The 14,920-nt window shown below is 55.3% G+C and carries 13 protein-coding genes and 1 tRNA gene; 7 read left to right on the forward strand and 7 right to left on the reverse strand.

Annotated elements, in window-relative coordinates; genetic code table 11:
• Positions 1 to 496: 496 nt before the first annotated feature.
• Positions 497 to 570: transfer RNA gene (locus WM42_RS09955), tRNA-Pro, on the forward strand.
• 84 nt (positions 571 to 654) lie between these two features.
• Positions 655 to 2,013, forward strand: coding sequence for a trigger factor (tig, locus tag WM42_RS09960; protein ID WP_062037785.1), 1,359 nt, complete (start codon positions 655 to 657; stop codon positions 2,011 to 2,013).
• A 106-nt stretch (positions 2,014 to 2,119) separates the two neighbouring features.
• Here tig and WM42_RS09965 read toward each other — a convergent pair whose 3' ends face one another.
• The 5 genes from WM42_RS09965 to WM42_RS09990 form a co-directional block, all read right to left on the reverse strand.
• The gene (locus tag WM42_RS09965; protein WP_061924173.1) at positions 2,120 to 2,695 is read right to left on the reverse strand and encodes an NADPH-dependent FMN reductase; all 576 of its coding nucleotides are present in this window, start codon (positions 2,693 to 2,695) and stop codon (positions 2,120 to 2,122) included.
• A 286-nt stretch (positions 2,696 to 2,981) separates the two neighbouring features.
• The gene (gene nrdF, locus WM42_RS09975; RefSeq protein ID WP_082787678.1) at positions 2,982 to 4,007 is read right to left on the reverse strand and encodes a class 1b ribonucleoside-diphosphate reductase subunit beta; all 1,026 of its coding nucleotides are present in this window, start codon (positions 4,005 to 4,007) and stop codon (positions 2,982 to 2,984) included.
• Between the two features lie 53 nt (positions 4,008 to 4,060).
• Complete coding sequence (nrdE, locus tag WM42_RS09980) at positions 4,061 to 6,259, reverse strand: class 1b ribonucleoside-diphosphate reductase subunit alpha (RefSeq protein ID WP_062037791.1); 2,199 nt, start codon at positions 6,257 to 6,259, stop codon at positions 4,061 to 4,063.
• 35 nt (positions 6,260 to 6,294) lie between these two features.
• Complete coding sequence (nrdI, locus tag WM42_RS09985; protein WP_062037794.1) at positions 6,295 to 6,753, reverse strand: class Ib ribonucleoside-diphosphate reductase assembly flavoprotein NrdI; 459 nt, start codon at positions 6,751 to 6,753, stop codon at positions 6,295 to 6,297.
• A gap of 117 nt (positions 6,754 to 6,870) precedes the next feature.
• Positions 6,871 to 7,551, reverse strand: a complete 681-nt coding sequence (locus WM42_RS09990) for a metal-dependent transcriptional regulator (protein WP_062037796.1) — start codon at positions 7,549 to 7,551, stop codon at positions 6,871 to 6,873.
• Positions 7,552 to 7,688: 137 nt separating this feature from the next.
• On the opposite strand from WM42_RS09990, the gene WM42_RS09995 reads away from it, so the two are divergent.
• Both WM42_RS09995 and WM42_RS10000 read left to right on the forward strand, forming a co-directional pair.
• On the forward strand, positions 7,689 to 8,288 hold the full coding sequence (locus WM42_RS09995) for an ATP-dependent Clp protease proteolytic subunit (RefSeq protein ID WP_062037799.1): 600 nt from the start codon (positions 7,689 to 7,691) through the stop codon (positions 8,286 to 8,288).
• Between the two features lie 21 nt (positions 8,289 to 8,309).
• The gene (locus tag WM42_RS10000; protein WP_062037803.1) at positions 8,310 to 8,933 is read left to right on the forward strand and encodes an ATP-dependent Clp protease proteolytic subunit; all 624 of its coding nucleotides are present in this window, start codon (positions 8,310 to 8,312) and stop codon (positions 8,931 to 8,933) included.
• Positions 8,934 to 9,039: 106 nt separating this feature from the next.
• Here WM42_RS10000 and WM42_RS10005 read toward each other — a convergent pair whose 3' ends face one another.
• Positions 9,040 to 9,228 (reverse strand): hypothetical protein, encoded by a 189-nt coding sequence (locus WM42_RS10005; RefSeq protein ID WP_145915061.1) that lies wholly within the window; start codon positions 9,226 to 9,228, stop codon positions 9,040 to 9,042.
• 409 nt (positions 9,229 to 9,637) lie between these two features.
• On the opposite strand from WM42_RS10005, the gene WM42_RS10010 reads away from it, so the two are divergent.
• Positions 9,638 to 11,137 carry a peptide MFS transporter gene (locus WM42_RS10010; RefSeq protein ID WP_062037810.1) on the forward strand — a complete coding sequence of 500 codons (1,500 nt, stop codon included), beginning with the start codon at positions 9,638 to 9,640 and terminating at the stop codon, positions 11,135 to 11,137.
• A 301-nt stretch (positions 11,138 to 11,438) separates the two neighbouring features.
• The gene (gene clpX / locus WM42_RS10015) at positions 11,439 to 12,734 is read left to right on the forward strand and encodes an ATP-dependent Clp protease ATP-binding subunit ClpX (protein WP_061924143.1); all 1,296 of its coding nucleotides are present in this window, start codon (positions 11,439 to 11,441) and stop codon (positions 12,732 to 12,734) included.
• A 67-nt stretch (positions 12,735 to 12,801) separates the two neighbouring features.
• Here the strand turns inward: clpX and WM42_RS10020 are convergent, their stop codons facing one another.
• Positions 12,802 to 13,572: a TetR/AcrR family transcriptional regulator gene (locus WM42_RS10020; protein ID WP_082787679.1), complete on the reverse strand. Its 771-nt coding sequence runs from the start codon at positions 13,570 to 13,572 to the stop codon at positions 12,802 to 12,804.
• 271 nt (positions 13,573 to 13,843) lie between these two features.
• On the opposite strand from WM42_RS10020, the gene WM42_RS10025 reads away from it, so the two are divergent.
• Positions 13,844 to 14,806, forward strand: coding sequence for a malate dehydrogenase (locus tag WM42_RS10025; protein WP_062037813.1), 963 nt, complete (start codon positions 13,844 to 13,846; stop codon positions 14,804 to 14,806).
• The last annotated feature ends 114 nt before the right edge of the window (positions 14,807 to 14,920 follow it).

Consider the following 14,920-nt stretch of genomic DNA (forward strand, 5'->3'; position numbering starts at 1 on the left):
AGTGAAGGGGGTATAAAGCGTGCTTGTTTGGCCGAAACCCCCAAATGGTGAGGTGACAAACCTACATGGTGAGGTCTAAAAGGTGAGGTCAGTAGACTCCAGCCACAGCCGTTATCACCAGGCACAGAATTGACGGCGCGACCTCACCATCTAGGAATGGGCAACCTCACCATCTGGTTTAGGGCAAGGCCCACGCCCCACAGTGCGATGTTGTGGGGCTTCGCTGAACGGGCTGCGGAGACGTTGCCGATGCAGTGGGTCGATGCAGTGGAACGGCGCCGCAAAACAAGCGCTAAAACTCGCGCTTTAAGGCGTTAATTTGCATAATTGACCGTTGTGACGGGGAGGAAATTAATAGCTTTTAACCTGCGGAAATGCTCTTAAGTGGGGGTCGGTGTTAGGTCATTTGGAGATATGCCGCTACACTATTTCGAGTATGCAACGCACCCACGGCGAAAAGCATGACATGTTTTAGAAGATCGTGGAGGCCTACATACGGGGCGTGGCGCAGTTTGGTAGCGCACCTGCTTTGGGAGCAGGGGGTCGCAGGTTCAAATCCTGTCGCCCCGACGTATGGGGGTCTGGGAATACCCTTAAAGTATTTCCAGACCCCTTATTTACATTCTGAACCAATTTATGCCAGGAGAGTTTCTCGTGAAGACCACCGTAGACAAGCTGAGCGATACCCGCGTCAAGCTCACCGTCAACGTTCCGTTTGCTGAGCTGGACAAGGAAATCGATCAGGCCTACGCGGCGATCGCACAACAGGTTTCTATCCCAGGTTTCCGTAAGGGTAAGGCTCCGCGCCAGCTTATCGACGCCCGCTTTGGTCGCGGCCCGATTCTCGAGCAGGTTGTCAATGACATGCTGCCGACCCGTTACGAGCAGGCAGTTCAGGAAAACGGCCTGAAGGTTATCGGCCAGCCAGAGGTTGACATCGCGAAGATAGAGGACAACGACTTCGTCGAGTTCACCGCTGAGGTTGACATCCGCCCGGAGATCGAGGTTCCGGACTTCTCCAAGCTGTCTGTTACCGTTCCGGCTCTGGAGGCTAAGGAAGAGGACGTCGACAAGGCTCTCGAGGACTTGGCAGCACGCTTTGGTGAGCTCAAGGACACCAAGCGCAAGATGAAGACCGGCGACTTCGCCATCATCGACATCGTTACCGAGATCGACGGCGAGAAGCTGGAAGAGGCATCCTACGAAGGCATGTCCTACCAGATTGGTGATGACGACCTCATCAAGGGCCTTGACACCGCACTGCGCGGCATGAAGACCGACGAGGACAACGAGTTCACCTCCACCATCCAGTCCGGTGACCACGCTGGTGAAGAAGCAACCATCAAGGTTCACGTTCAGCAGACCAAGGAGCGCAAGCTTCCGGAACTGGACGATGAGTTCGCACAGATGGCTTCCGAGTTCGACACCATGGACGAGCTGCGCGAGTCCACCAAGACCCGTGTTGAGGAGTCCAAGAAGGCTGAGCAGGCTGCGAACATCCGCGACGAGGTTCTGAAGGCTGCTCTCGACGGCGTTAAGTTCGAGCTGCCGACCTCCGTCGTTGACGAGCAGGTTCACGCACAGCTGCACCAGATCCTGGGCCAGCTGGCTCACGACGAGAAGGCATTCGCACAGCTGCTTGAGGCGCAGGGCACCACCCGCGAGGAGTTTGATAAGGAAGCTCGCGAGTCCGCTGAAGAGTCCGTCCGCACCCAGCTGTTCCTGGATGCCGTTGCTGAGGAAGAGCAGCCTGAGGTCTCCCAGCAGGAGCTGACCGACCACATCCTGTTCACCGCTCAGTCCTACGGCATGGACCCGAACCAGTTCATTCAGCAGCTGCAGTCCAATGGCCAGATTGCAAACCTCTTCTCTGATGTTCGCCGTGGCAAGGCTCTCGCAGCCGCTATCTGCCGCGTTGACGTCAAGGACGAGGACGGCAACAAGGTTGACGTCGACCAGTACTTCGGCGAGGTCGAAGAAGAGGGCGCTGAAGATGCTACCGAGGAGAAGTAGGTTTCTTTCGTAGCGAGCGGTTTCTAGCGCACTAGCAAACCCCGGATTCATGAATGAGTCCGGGGTTTGCGTGATCGTGAACGCCCTCTAGAGATGTGCGTGGGTCCTAGCTGGTTAAGGCATTGTCCACCAGAGCCAGGAAGCGCATGACGTAGTCCTTTACAAATTCTGCGGTGTGTTCATTAAGACGGCCCGAGTCTTCGAAAAGGGTGGGTGATTGGCCGAGGAATACCTCGGGCTGCCCAGGAAAAGGCATATCAAAGTAAGACAGGGCCAATCGGAGGTTCTTTTGTGAGCTATACCCACCCATGCGCCCTACAGAATGGCTGATGATTCCTGCGGGGAGGTTCTTCCAAGCCACATCTGAGTTGGGTTTAGAACCGATGTCCACCGCGTTTTTGAGGCATGCGGGGATTGTGCGGTTGTTTTCGGGCGTAATGAAAAGGACTCCGCTAGAGTTCTTGATGGTGTCGCGGAAGGTGGTGTACTCGGCCGGAGTTGGCTTGTCCGTGACCGCGGGATCATCGTAGTCGAAGTCATAAAGGGGTAAGTTGCGGATTTCGAGGATGTTTGCCTCGTAGTCTTTCGGGATCATTGTGAGTACTTCGTGCGCAATCTTGCGCGCAATTGATCCGCGACGCAGGCTACCTACGATAACGGTGATGCGTGGGGTGGAAGTCATGCTGAACCTTCTTTCTTCATTGGGGCTGGATTAAGGGAGAAAAGGCTTGCAACCGAAAGCTGGGGGCGGGCCGGCACTGTGGGCGGCAGCGAGAAATCCCTCTATTTTGTCATCTTCTTCATTGCGGAAATACAGTTCAATGAGGCCCAAGAGCCCTCCCAGGACGGCCTCGCGTGCGGCCGAGCTTTGTAGCAGCCGCAATGCCGCAGGTTGGTTTCCTTCACGAATAGTCTCAAACAATGCAATGGTTTCAAGCCAGCTTCCTTGGTCTGGTCGTGGGAAGGGTTTAGAAATCCCAGTCATCATCACTCGTTTCTTCAGCGGTACCAATGACATAGGAGGAGCCTGAACCAGAGAAGAAGTCATGGTTCTCGTCTGCTCCAGGAGCTAGGGCGGCGAGAATTTCTGGGTTAACTTCCGTTTCCTCAGGTGGGAAGTAATCTGGGTAGCCCAAGTTCATCAGGGCCTTATTTGCGTTATAGCGAACGAAGACGGCCACATCGTCCATGAGTCCTAATGGTTCATATAGTTCGCCGGAGTATTCCAGCTCTAGGGAATAGAGCTCCTCGAGCAAAGAGATGGTGAAATTCTTCATCTCTTTTTGCCTTTGAGGAGAAGAAGATTCTAGGCCACGCTGGTATTTATATCCCGAGTAGTAACCGTGTACTGCCTTGTCACGCAGAATGAGGCGAATCATGTCTGCCGTATTGGTCAGGGTGGCGTGGACAGAAAAGTGTAAGGGGAGATAGAAACCCGCGTATAGAAGGAGCGAAGAAAGAAGCGTCGATGATACCTTGCGCTTGAGCGGATCCGGCCCGAAATAGTGCGTGAGGACTTTCTTGGCACGTGCTTGGAGAAGGTCATTATTCACCGCCCAGCGGTAGGCTTCGTCAATTTCCTTTGTGCTGCTTAGCGTAGAAAACACTGAAGAATAAGAACGGGCGTGAACTGATTGCATGAAGGCAATGTTGGTGTAAACGGCCTGCTCATGCTCGGTGCGGGCGTCTTGAATTTGGCAGATTTCTCCCACGGTAGCCTGCACGGTATCTAAAGTGGTCAGGCCTGTGAACACCCGCATGGTGAGGTTACGCTCTGAGGGCGTCATTTTCTGCCAGGCTGAGAGATCATTAGAAAGCGGCACTTTCTCCGGCAGCCAGAAATTGGCGGTGAGCCGGTTCCATACTTCAAGATCCTTTTCGTCACTCACACGGTTCCAATTGATGGGGCGGATGCGGGCTGAGGGATCATGTCGGAAGCTCGGAGGCGTAACAGAGATGCTAGTTAACGCAGCAGCGTTCGATGCTGAAGTCATTACTTTTTCCTTTCGGGTGAATTGGTAGTGCAAAAGATGGGAGGGCAGCGCTCCTATAAAGCGCAGGAGACGCAGCCTTCGACCTCAGTGCCTTGGAGCGCGGATTGGCGTAAACGGATGTAGTACAAGGTCTTGATGCCGGCCTTCCAGGCATAGATTTGCGCCCTGTTGATATCCCTAGTGGTGCTGTCGGCAGTAAAGAACAAGGTCAGAGAAAGGCCTTGGTCCACGTGCTGCGTGGCCATGGCGTAGGTATCAATGATTTTCTCGTATCCCACGGTGAAAGAGTCCTCGAAATACTCCACATTGTCGTTGGTCATTTCCGGTGCGGGGAAATACACGCGCCCCAATCGGCCTTCCTTGCGAATTTCGATCTTGGAGGCAATCGGGTGGATGGATGCAGTCGAATCATTGATGTAGGCAATTGATCCAGTGGGTGGAACTGCCTGTAGATAGGCGTTATATATTCCGTCTCGGGCCACCTGATTCTTTAATTTCAGCCAGTCCTCGCGTGTAGGAATCCGCACGCCTGCTTCATGGAAAAGCTGCTCTACTCGCTTGGTGGCAGGGACCCATTCCTGTTTGAGATACTTGTCGAAGAATGCGCCGGAGGCATAAGCAGAGTCTTCAAAACCCTGGAATCGCTGACCTTTCTCTACCGCTAACGCATGGGATGTGCGCAGCGCATGATAGGTCACAGTCAGGAAATAGAAGTTGGTAAAGTCCAAAGCCTCGGCGCAGCCATAGGGAATCCGTTTGGAAGCAAGGAAACCATGGAGATTCATCTGCCCCAAACCAATCGCGTGCATGGATTTATTGCCTTTAGCAATGGAAGGAACTGCTTCGATATCGGTAAGATCTGAGACTTGGGTGAGCGCGCGCACTGCGGTTTCTACAGTTGCTCCAAAATCCGGTGATGCAAAGGCCTTAGCGATGTTGAGCGAACCCAGATTGCATGAAATGTCTTGGCCGATGGTGGCGTAGTTGCCAGATGGGCCAAAAGTGGATGGCGCGTTGACTTGAAGGATCTCGCTACACAGGTTGGACATATTGATACGCCCTTTGAGGGGATTAGAGCGATTGACCGTATCTTCGAAGAGGATATAGGGGTATCCAGATTCAAATTGAAGCTCAGCAAGCGTAGTGAAAAACTCCCTGGCCTTGATGGTGGTGTGCGAAATTCGCGGATTGGTCACCAGCTCGTCGTAATGCTCGGTGATAGACATGTCGGACATGGGCACGCCGTATTCGCGAGCAATGTCATAAGGACTAAACAGATGCATGTCCTTGTTCTCTTTGGCCAGGCGAAACGTTATATCCGGAATAACGACACCCAGTGAAAGGGTCTTGATGCGAACTTTTTCATCTGCATTTTCCCGTTTGGTATCGAGGAAGCGAAGAATATCTGGGTGATGCGCATGCAGGTAGACAGCCCCAGCGCCCTGGCGGGCCCCCAGTTGGTTGGCATAGCTGAAACTATCTTCCAGAATCTTCATAACTGGGACTACGCCGGATGCTTGGTTCTCAATCTTTTTGATCGGGGCTCCGGATTCGCGCAGATTGCTTAGCAATAGGGCCACGCCACCGCCGCGTTTTGATAGCTGTAGCGCGGAGTTCACACTGCGGCCAATGCTTTCCAAGTTGTCTTCTATTCGCAGGAGGAAGCAAGACACCATTTCGCCGCGCTGAGCCTTGCCTGCGTTGAGAAAAGTAGGGGTGGCGGGCTGGAATCGTCCGGACATGATGTCGTCCACCAGTTTCTCTGCAAGAACTTTGTCGCCTTGTGCCAGGTAAAGAGCTGTGGTGGTGACGCGTTCTTCGTAGCCTTCAAGGAGTGTTGAGCCGTCAAAGGTTTTTAGCGCGTAGGAAGTAAAGAACTTAAATGCGCCGAGGAATGTGCGGAACCGATGCTGGGCGCGATGTGCTCTGTCATATATGGCGCACAGGAACTCGTCCTCGTAAAGTTCGAGGAAACCCCGCTCGTAGTATTCATTATCTACTAACCATTCCAGGCGTTCCGTGGTGGAGCTAAATGTGCGCATGCGGGGAGCAACATGGTGGGTTAAATAATCCTGTACTGCCTCAATATCTTTGTCGAACTGAATTCTCCCGGAAGAATCGAATAAGTTCAGCTGCGCGTTGAGCGCATGGTAACTTTTGCGCTTACCAACGCCGCCTTCGTCGTTAGCACCGGTGGTGATGCGATGGGCTGCGTCAACAGGCTGCGTGGGTGTGGTCTGCGGAGGGGTCATTGTGTAGTCCAATCTGTGTGGTCCGGACGTGTTCTTCATCTTTTGACGTGTTCTTGCTGTTCCCAAAACTTGTGAAGACCTTGTTTTACGGTGTCAATATCTTTTTGGGTGCCGAGTAGCTCGAAGTGATACAGCTCGGGCACGTGGCACTTGGCGGAAATGATTTGGCCGGCTACGCAGTAGGCGTTTCCGAAATTGGTGTTTCCTGAGGAAATGACGCCGCGGATAAAGGATCGATTGATTGGGTCGTTAAGGAAAGTGATGACCTGTTTAGGAACCGCGCGTTTGAGAGAGCCGCCTCCGTAGGTGGGGACGACGAGTACATACGGGTGTGAAACCTGGATCATTCCGTTTTTCTTGGGCCGTAGTGGAATTCGCACTGCGGGTCTGCCTAGGCGTTCAACAAATCTTTTTGTGTTTTCAGAAACGCTCGAAAAGTACACCAAATCTGGTGAGTCTGACATAGCAATCCTGCTCATCCTGGCCTGAGCCATTCGTGGGATATGTGATATCCGAAAGCGTAACTACGTGTGAGCGTAGTTGCAAACTACGTTGCAACGTATATTTTAAAAGGGCAGGTAATGTTAGGTTTAGGTGGAGGGGGATGGCTTTTATGGGGTATGAGGAGCTACAAAAACTGCGTCGGTAGCCGGGCGTCCGAGCAGTACCCACGGAGTGCTACCAAATACTCGCACTTCGAGTGATTCTGAAAAGGGGGCTCCTTCGCGCGTGTCTAGAACGGCACCCGTGACGATGCCGTGTTCTTTCAGGAAAGCTAGTAGTTGTGGGTCGGAATCGGAGATTCGTTCAACGATCACCTGAGATTGTGCTCCGCTGTCAGAGAGCCGGTGTGCACGAGGAATCGTGATGTTCCCATCAACTGTGGGAATAGGATCGCCGTGTGGATCCCTACTGGGAAAATTGAGGAACTTGTCCACGCGCTCTATCAGCATGTCCGACACTGCGTGTTCGAGGTTTTCTGCTTCGTCATGGACTTCGTCCCATGTATAGTCCAATGCCTGTACCAAGAAAGATTCAAGCAATCGGTGACGGCGCACCATATCCAATGCATACTGTCTACCCCGATCGGTGAGCTCCACTGCTCCGTAAGGTGTGTGTGATACCAACCCTTGCTTGGTCATTTTGCGCACTGCATCGGAGACTGAGGAGAGTTTGAGCCCTAACTGTGCTGAAATAAGCGTGGCGGTTACGGGCTCAGATGACCATTCCTTTAGCCCCCAGATGGCTTTCAAATAATTCTGTGTGCTAGTGGAAAGCTCGGAAACAGACATGGGGAAATCTTAACCCAGCACCTTAGTGTGTGCTGACGTAGCGCTCCCAACGCTCATAGCGAACAGGGGCCAAATTTGAGAAGAATGTCGGTAAGGTGGGGCCAGTTAAAAATTCTTCAATTGAAGGAGCATCATTAATGTCTGAGAAGATTTCAATGAACTCATCCGCTACTGGTATGAGCCTGGGCGATAGCGTCTATGAGCGCCTCTTGCGCGAGCGCATTATCTTCCTGGGAACCCAGGTGGATGATGAGATTGCGAACAAGCTGTGCGCCCAGATTCTCCTGCTGTCCGCAGAGGATCCCACGCGCGATATTTCGCTTTATATCAATTCGCCGGGTGGCTCCGTTACCGCGGGCATGGCCATCTACGACACGATGAAGTACTCGCCGTGCGATATTGCCACCTATGGCATGGGTCTGGCAGCTTCCATGGGCCAGTTCTTGCTCTCCGGCGGCACCAAGGGCAAGCGCTACGCTCTGCCACATGCTCGCATCATGATGCACCAGCCTTCCGCTGGCGTGGGTGGCACCGCTGCTGACATCGCCATCCAGGCCGAGCAGTTTGCGCAGACCAAGCGCGAGATGGCTGAGCTCATCGCTGAGCACACCGGCCAGTCTTTCGAGCAGATTACCCGCGACTCCGACCGTGACCGTTGGTTTACTGCACAGCAGGCCAAGGAGTACGGCATCGTCGACCATGTCATCGAATCCGTCAACGGCCCGATCAACAACTAGGGATTAAGGAGATCCACTACTATGTCTAATATGCAGATGCCTTCTTCCCGCTACGTCCTGCCGGAGTTTGTCGAGCAGAACGCACAAGGCTCTAAGACCACCAACCCATACTCCAAGCTCTTTGAGGAGCGCATCATCTTCCTAGGCACCCAGGTTGATGACACCTCGGCGAATGACATCATGGCGCAGCTGCTGGTTCTGGAATCCCAGGATCCTGACCGCGACATCACCATGTACATCAACTCCCCGGGCGGCTCCTTTACTGCGCTGATGGCCATCTACGACACCATGCGCTACGTCCGCCCAGACGTGCAGACCGTCTGCCTGGGCCAGGCTGCATCTGCTGCAGCCGTCCTGCTGGCTGCGGGTGCTCCGGGTAAGCGCGCTGCGTTGCCGAACTCCCGCGTGCTGATTCACCAGCCACGCACCCAGGGCACCCAGGGCCAGGTTTCTGACCTAGAGATCGAGGCTAACGAGATCGAGCGCATGCGCCGCCTCATGGAGACCACCCTCGCTGAGCACACCGGCCGCACCGCAGACCAGGTCCGTGAGGACACTGACCGCGACAAGATCCTGACCGCTCAGGAAGCCGTTGAGTACGGCATCATCGATACCGTCTTTGATTACCGCAAGCTCAACGCCTAAAACGCAGTCGTTAAGCTAAAGCCCTTGCACCGTATTTGTGGTGCAAGGGCTTTGGTTTTAGTTCTTTAGGGTTTCTATAGGGCTTGGCGCGTCACCCAAACCCGTTCTACGGATGGATGTGCCTAGGCAGCCGCCACATCAGCACAACGCTGACGATGATAGCGATACCGCTGAAAATGAATAGGCCTGGGTACGGTGCCTCGATTGGGATACTGAAGGTGTATGCGGCCCAGTTTATCGCGATTGCTAGGAAATAGACTAGGAGAATGCCTCCAGCGGCGGTGATGGTTCGCATAGCGATACTTCTATTGTCAAGCGCTTTGAAGAGCATCCCTATCGCCGTGCCAGCATAGCCCGCACCGTTGGGGCCGATAACGCCGTAGATTCCGGGGGGCTAGTGCTTCGGCTAGAAGCGGTGCGACGAAATCCTCGTGTAATGCGGCACGATGCTTTTCTGCAACGCGGGTGCGGTCGCCGGGGGCGAGCTGGCCGGACATGATCATGTCGCGGATGCCGCTGGCGAGTTGTTGGTAGAGGGGGGAGGTTGATGCTCCGACCCTTGGTCGATTCGGCTGCAAATATGGGGGTGAACGGTTTCGCAGTGCGGGGCCGTGACGTGGATTTTCTGCAGCTGCGTGTCTTAACAATTATTTCGGGCAACCAACCGATTTGTTGTTACCGAGAATTAGTGGTCAACTATTTATATGTCAGATCACAATACGCAGCTGTCTGGCGCGACAGCACATAAAGCGGAGTCTGAAGAAAGACTGTTCTTCGGGCATCCGTGGGGCCTAGCCAACCTCTTTGGCATCGAGATGTGGGAGCGTTTCAGCTTCTACGGCATGCAGTCGATCGTCTTGCTCTATATGTACTACTCCGTTACCGATGGCGGACTGGGCATGGACAAGACCGCTGCAACGTCGGTGGTTGGTGCCTACGGCGGTCTGGTCTATATGGCCTGCCTTCTGGCCTCTTTGGTTGCAGACCGAATTTTGGGCCCGGAGCGCACCCTGTTCTACTCCGCGAACCTGGTGATGCTCGGTCATATCGCTCTGGCGTTTATTCCGGACGTTATTGGTCTGGCGATTGGTTTGGTTCTCATTGCCATCGGCTCTGGCGGCGTGAAGACCACCGCCCAGGTGGTGCTTGGCTCGCTATATAGCCGTGATGACACCCGCCGTGACGGTGGTTTCTCCATCTTCTACATGGGTGTCAACATCGGCGCTCTATTAGGCCCGTTTGTCACAACAATCATGTGGGGCTGGAAGGGATTCCACTGGGGCTTTGGCCTCGCGGCAATCGGCATGTTCGCGGGCCTGATTCAGTACACCCTGATGCGCAAGTCCACCATCAAGGATGCAGGCCACGAGGTCCCGAACCCTGCTAGCAGCAAGCAGATGCTGCTCGGCCTAGCTGCCGTCCTTGGAATCGTGGCAATTGCGGTATTTTCCATCGCAACCGGCGTTGTCAAGGTCGATTGGCTATCCAACATCGTCACCGTCGTTGCGCTGTTGGCGGCAATCGTATTGTGGTGCCAGATGTACTTCTCCGAGCTGGTTGATGCGGAAGAGAAGAAGCGTCTGCTGGGATTTATCCCGCTGTTTGTCTCTGGTGTTTTGTTCTTCGGTATCTTCCAGCAGCAGTTCACCGTCATGACCATCTACGCGGACGTGCGCTTGGACCGTAACTTCTTCGGCATCGAGATTCCGCCGTCACTGGTGCAGTCCTTCAACCCGGTCTTCATCGTGATCTTCTCTGCGATTTTCGCAACCATGTGGACCAAGCTCGGTAACCGTCAGTGGTCCACGCCAGTGAAGTTCGGCGCCGCGAACATCATCATCGGTATTTCCTTGTTCTTCTTCCTGCCGTACTCCGGTACCGGTGCAAATTCCACGCCGATGTTTGCCATCATTGGCATCCTCTTCCTGTTCACCATGGGCGAGCTTTTGCTGTCCCCGGTTGGTAACGCGCTTGCTACGAAGGTCGCGCCACGTGCCTTCCCCTCCCGCATGATGGCGGTGTGGATGATGGCCGTTGCCATGGGTACCTCCCTGGCTGGCTCCCTGGCTGGTTTCTACAACCCGGAAGACGCGGGCGCGGAGAATACCTTCTTTATCGCCTTGGGCATCGCTTCCATCGTTCTGGGTCTGCTGGTCCTGGCAGTCAGCCGCTGGGTGGTTAAGAACTTCGCCACCTTCCGCTAAAAGGAGCCGATGCTTTCCGACGCCGCTGGTTACGACGCCGCGGCGTCGTTGCCGTTTTCTTGGTCCCTGCGTTGCCTGCTGAAAGCCGGCGCATAGTGTATGTGAACTGCGAAAAGGGAAGTCTCAAGGAGAGGTTGAGGCTGCGCCACGCGGAGGAATGAATGAGGGCGGTGTCGCGTTGATTTACTAAGGTGGAGGTATCTGTGGGACGCGTTCTTTTTAAGGGCGCCGGATGCAAAGGATTGGCATCCTAGAATCTTCCCACCACAATCAATAATCAAAAGCGAGTGGAAAGACCTTAATGGCACGTATGCAAGAAAGCGCTGACCTGCTCAAGTGCTCCTTTTGTGGCAAGAGCCAGAAACAGGTGAAAAAGCTCATCGCCGGCGGCGGTGTCTACATCTGTGATGAGTGCATCGAGCTGTGCAATGAGATCATCGAAGAAGAACTCGGCGCAGCCGCCGCGGCTGACAATGCTGAGAAGGAAGTAAAGCTTCCGCGCCCTTCGGAGATTTCCTCCTTCCTTGATAAGTACGTCATCGGCCAGGACCAGGCCAAGCGCGTGCTTTCTGTGGCGGTTTATAACCACTACAAGCGCATCAAGGCAGAAGAAGCAGCGGGCCTGGAAAGCCGCCGCAAGAAGGTCGAGGATGAGGACGTCGAGATCGCTAAGTCCAACATCCTGCTGCTCGGTCCTACCGGTTCCGGCAAGACCTACCTAGCGCAGACGCTGGCTCGCATGCTGGATGTTCCTTTTGCTATCGCCGACGCCACCAGCCTTACCGAGGCCGGCTACGTGGGCGAGGACGTAGAAAACATTCTGCTTAAGCTCCTGCAGGCCGCAGACTTTGACGTAGAGCGCGCGCAGCGCGGCATCATCTACGTCGATGAGGTGGACAAGATTTCCCGCAAGTCCGAAAACCCATCCATTACTCGTGACGTTTCCGGTGAGGGCGTGCAGCAAGCCCTGCTGAAGATCTTGGAGGGAACCGTAGCCGCCATCCCGCCGCAGGGTGGCCGTAAGCACCCCAACCAAGAGTTCATCCAGCTCGATACCTCGAACATTCTGTTCATCGTTGCTGGTGCCTTTGCTGGCCTCGATAAAGTCATCGCAGAACGCGTGGGCAAGAAGGGCGTGGGCTTTGGCGCGAAGCTCGAGACCGCCAGCGAGCGCGAGAAGCTCGACCTCTTCTCTGAGGTACGCCCTGAGGATCTCGTAAAGTTCGGACTAATCCCGGAGTTCATTGGCCGCTTGCCGGTTGTGGCCACCGTGGACAACCTCGATCGTGAGTCCTTGGTCAAGGTCTTGGTGGAGCCGAAGAACTCGCTCATCAAGCAATATCAGCGCCTCTTCGAGATGGATGGCGCGGAACTGGTCTTCGCAGACGAGGCCTTGGGCTCCATTGCCGAGCTCGCGCTCGAGCGCAAGACCGGCGCTCGTGGCTTGCGTGCCATCATGGAGGAGCTGCTCGTTCCCATCATGTATGACCTGCCAGACCGCGAGGACATCACGGCCGTGCACATTACCGAGGCCTGCGTTAAAGGCGAGGGCGAGCCGGAGTTTGTCTATTCTGACGCCGAAAAGGAATCTGCCTAGCTAACGCGTTTCCGTCTAACCCCACATGCTCAAAGAGCCGCCTTCTATAAGGCGGCTCTTTTAGGCTTTATTCGTAAATGTCCGATGTGGCCTGCTCCTCGTCGCTGGAGTAGATATCCTGCGGGCTAGCGTCGTTGTCTTCGTCGGCGGCGCTGGTGGTGAGGTAGGAGCCGTGCCCGGAATCCGGGATGTTGGCGGTAAGGAATGCCAGGACTGCGTCGACAGCCATGCGGTGCATGCCGTCGGTGTTTTCGGGGCTGCGCATGTCGATATCCAACAAATTCTGCATCATCGAGCGATTGGTCACGCGGTACATCGTGAGGGAGGCAATGAGGGTGAAGATATCGTTGGCCGAAATGCCCGGGCGGAAGGCGCCGGAGTCCTGGCCCAGCATCAAAAGTTTGTCCAAGTGAAGGGAAACTTCGGAGACGTCGATTAGCGCGTGGCCGCCATCAAGCGCGCCGGTGGAGGTCTCCATCGTCATCATGCGGATGGCCTCTGGGTGCTCAACGTGCTGCTTGAAAAGCCAGTCTACGAGCGTGCGTACCCCTTCCACTGGGACTGCAGAGTCCAGCTCAAGGCTGCCTGCCGGTGGGTTGAGGCGGCGTGCCGCAACCGCGAGGGCCTGCTGGTACAGGCCCTTTTTGTCTCCAAAGTGGTAATGGATCATGCGCTTGGACATGCCGGCGAGGCGGGAAATGTTGTCCAACTTGGTGTCAGCGAATCCCAACTTGGAGAACTGCTCGATGGCGACGTCGATTACTTTGTCGACGGAGCCCGTAAGCTCGGCGGTGCCGACGGAATCGGGCGAAGCCGAATCAGTGGCGTCCATGGTCATTGTTTCCGTCCTTGTAAGTCCTGTGCGAGATGAATCTGTTCCTTTAAGACTCTTTCTTTCTCCTTCCTATAGTGCCCAAAAACCAACTTTTCCGAGTTTCAAGTGAAAATAAAGTCATGAACTGCGGGATATTCGGGGGTAATTTTCGCAATTTTGTGATCTCGATTGACTCCAAAAGAGGGGAGTAACCTGCTGCATAAGTTCTGCGCGCAAGGCTAAGGTGGGCTTTAAGAACACGTTTGTTTCACCACATCCCGCAGGAGGATTGCACATGACTGAGTCAGCATTGAAGCCCGTCAAAGTAACCGTTACTGGAGCAGCCGGCAACATCGCTTATTCGCTGCTGTGGCGCATCGCTGCTGGCGACGTCTACGGAAAAGACACCCCGGTTGAGCTCGCGCTGCTGGAAATCCCTGACGCTGTAGGCGCCGCAGAAGGCGTGGCCATGGAGTTGGCTGACTCCGCTTTCCCGCTGCTGCGCGGCATCACCGTCACCGATGACCCAGCAGTGGCCTTCAAGGACACCAAGGCCGCCTTCCTCGTGGGCGCGCGCCCGCGTTCCAAGGGCATGGAGCGCGCGGACCTCCTCGAGGCCAATGGCGCCATCTTCACTGTCCAGGGCAAGGCCATCAACGATCACGCAGCGCGCGATGTCCGCGTGCTCGTCGTCGGTAACCCAGCCAACACCAATGCCTACATAGCCGCCCAGAGCGCACCAGACCTGGACGCCAGCCAGTTCAACGCACTCATGCGCCTAGACCACAACCGCACGCTCAGCCAGCTTTCGCTCAAGACCGGCGCGCCAACCGCAGAGTTCACCAAGGTGGCCGTTTGGGGCAACCACTCCGCCACCCAGTTCCCAGACCTTAGCTACTCCAACGCGGAGGTAGATGAGAAGTGGTACACCGAGGAGATGATTCCGAAGGTGGCCAAGCGCGGCGCGGAAATCATCGAGGTCCGCGGGCATTCCTCCGCTGCTTCTGCTGCCTCTGCTGCAGTCGATCACATGCACGATTGGATCCACGGCACCGAGGATTGGCGCACCGCCGCGGTGGTCTCCGATGGTTCCTATGGCGTGGACGAGGGCCTTATTTTTGGTTTCCCCACCGTGGCTAAGAACGGCACCTGGGAAATCGTGCAGGGCCTAGAGCTTGGTAAGTTCCAGACCGAACGCATCCAGGCCAACGTGGAGGAGCTGCGCGCTGAGCGCGAAGCCGTCCAGCACCTGCTTTAATCGAGCAGCAGGTTATCGATAAGCCGCACCGGACCCACGAATGCGGCAACCAACGCTAGGGCAGGGCGCGCTGCAGCAGCCACCGGCGCCCGCGGTGCCGATTTCGCCCAATGG

It is taken from the genome of Corynebacterium simulans, assembly GCF_001586215.1.
GTDB lineage: Bacteria > Actinomycetota > Actinomycetes > Mycobacteriales > Mycobacteriaceae > Corynebacterium > Corynebacterium simulans.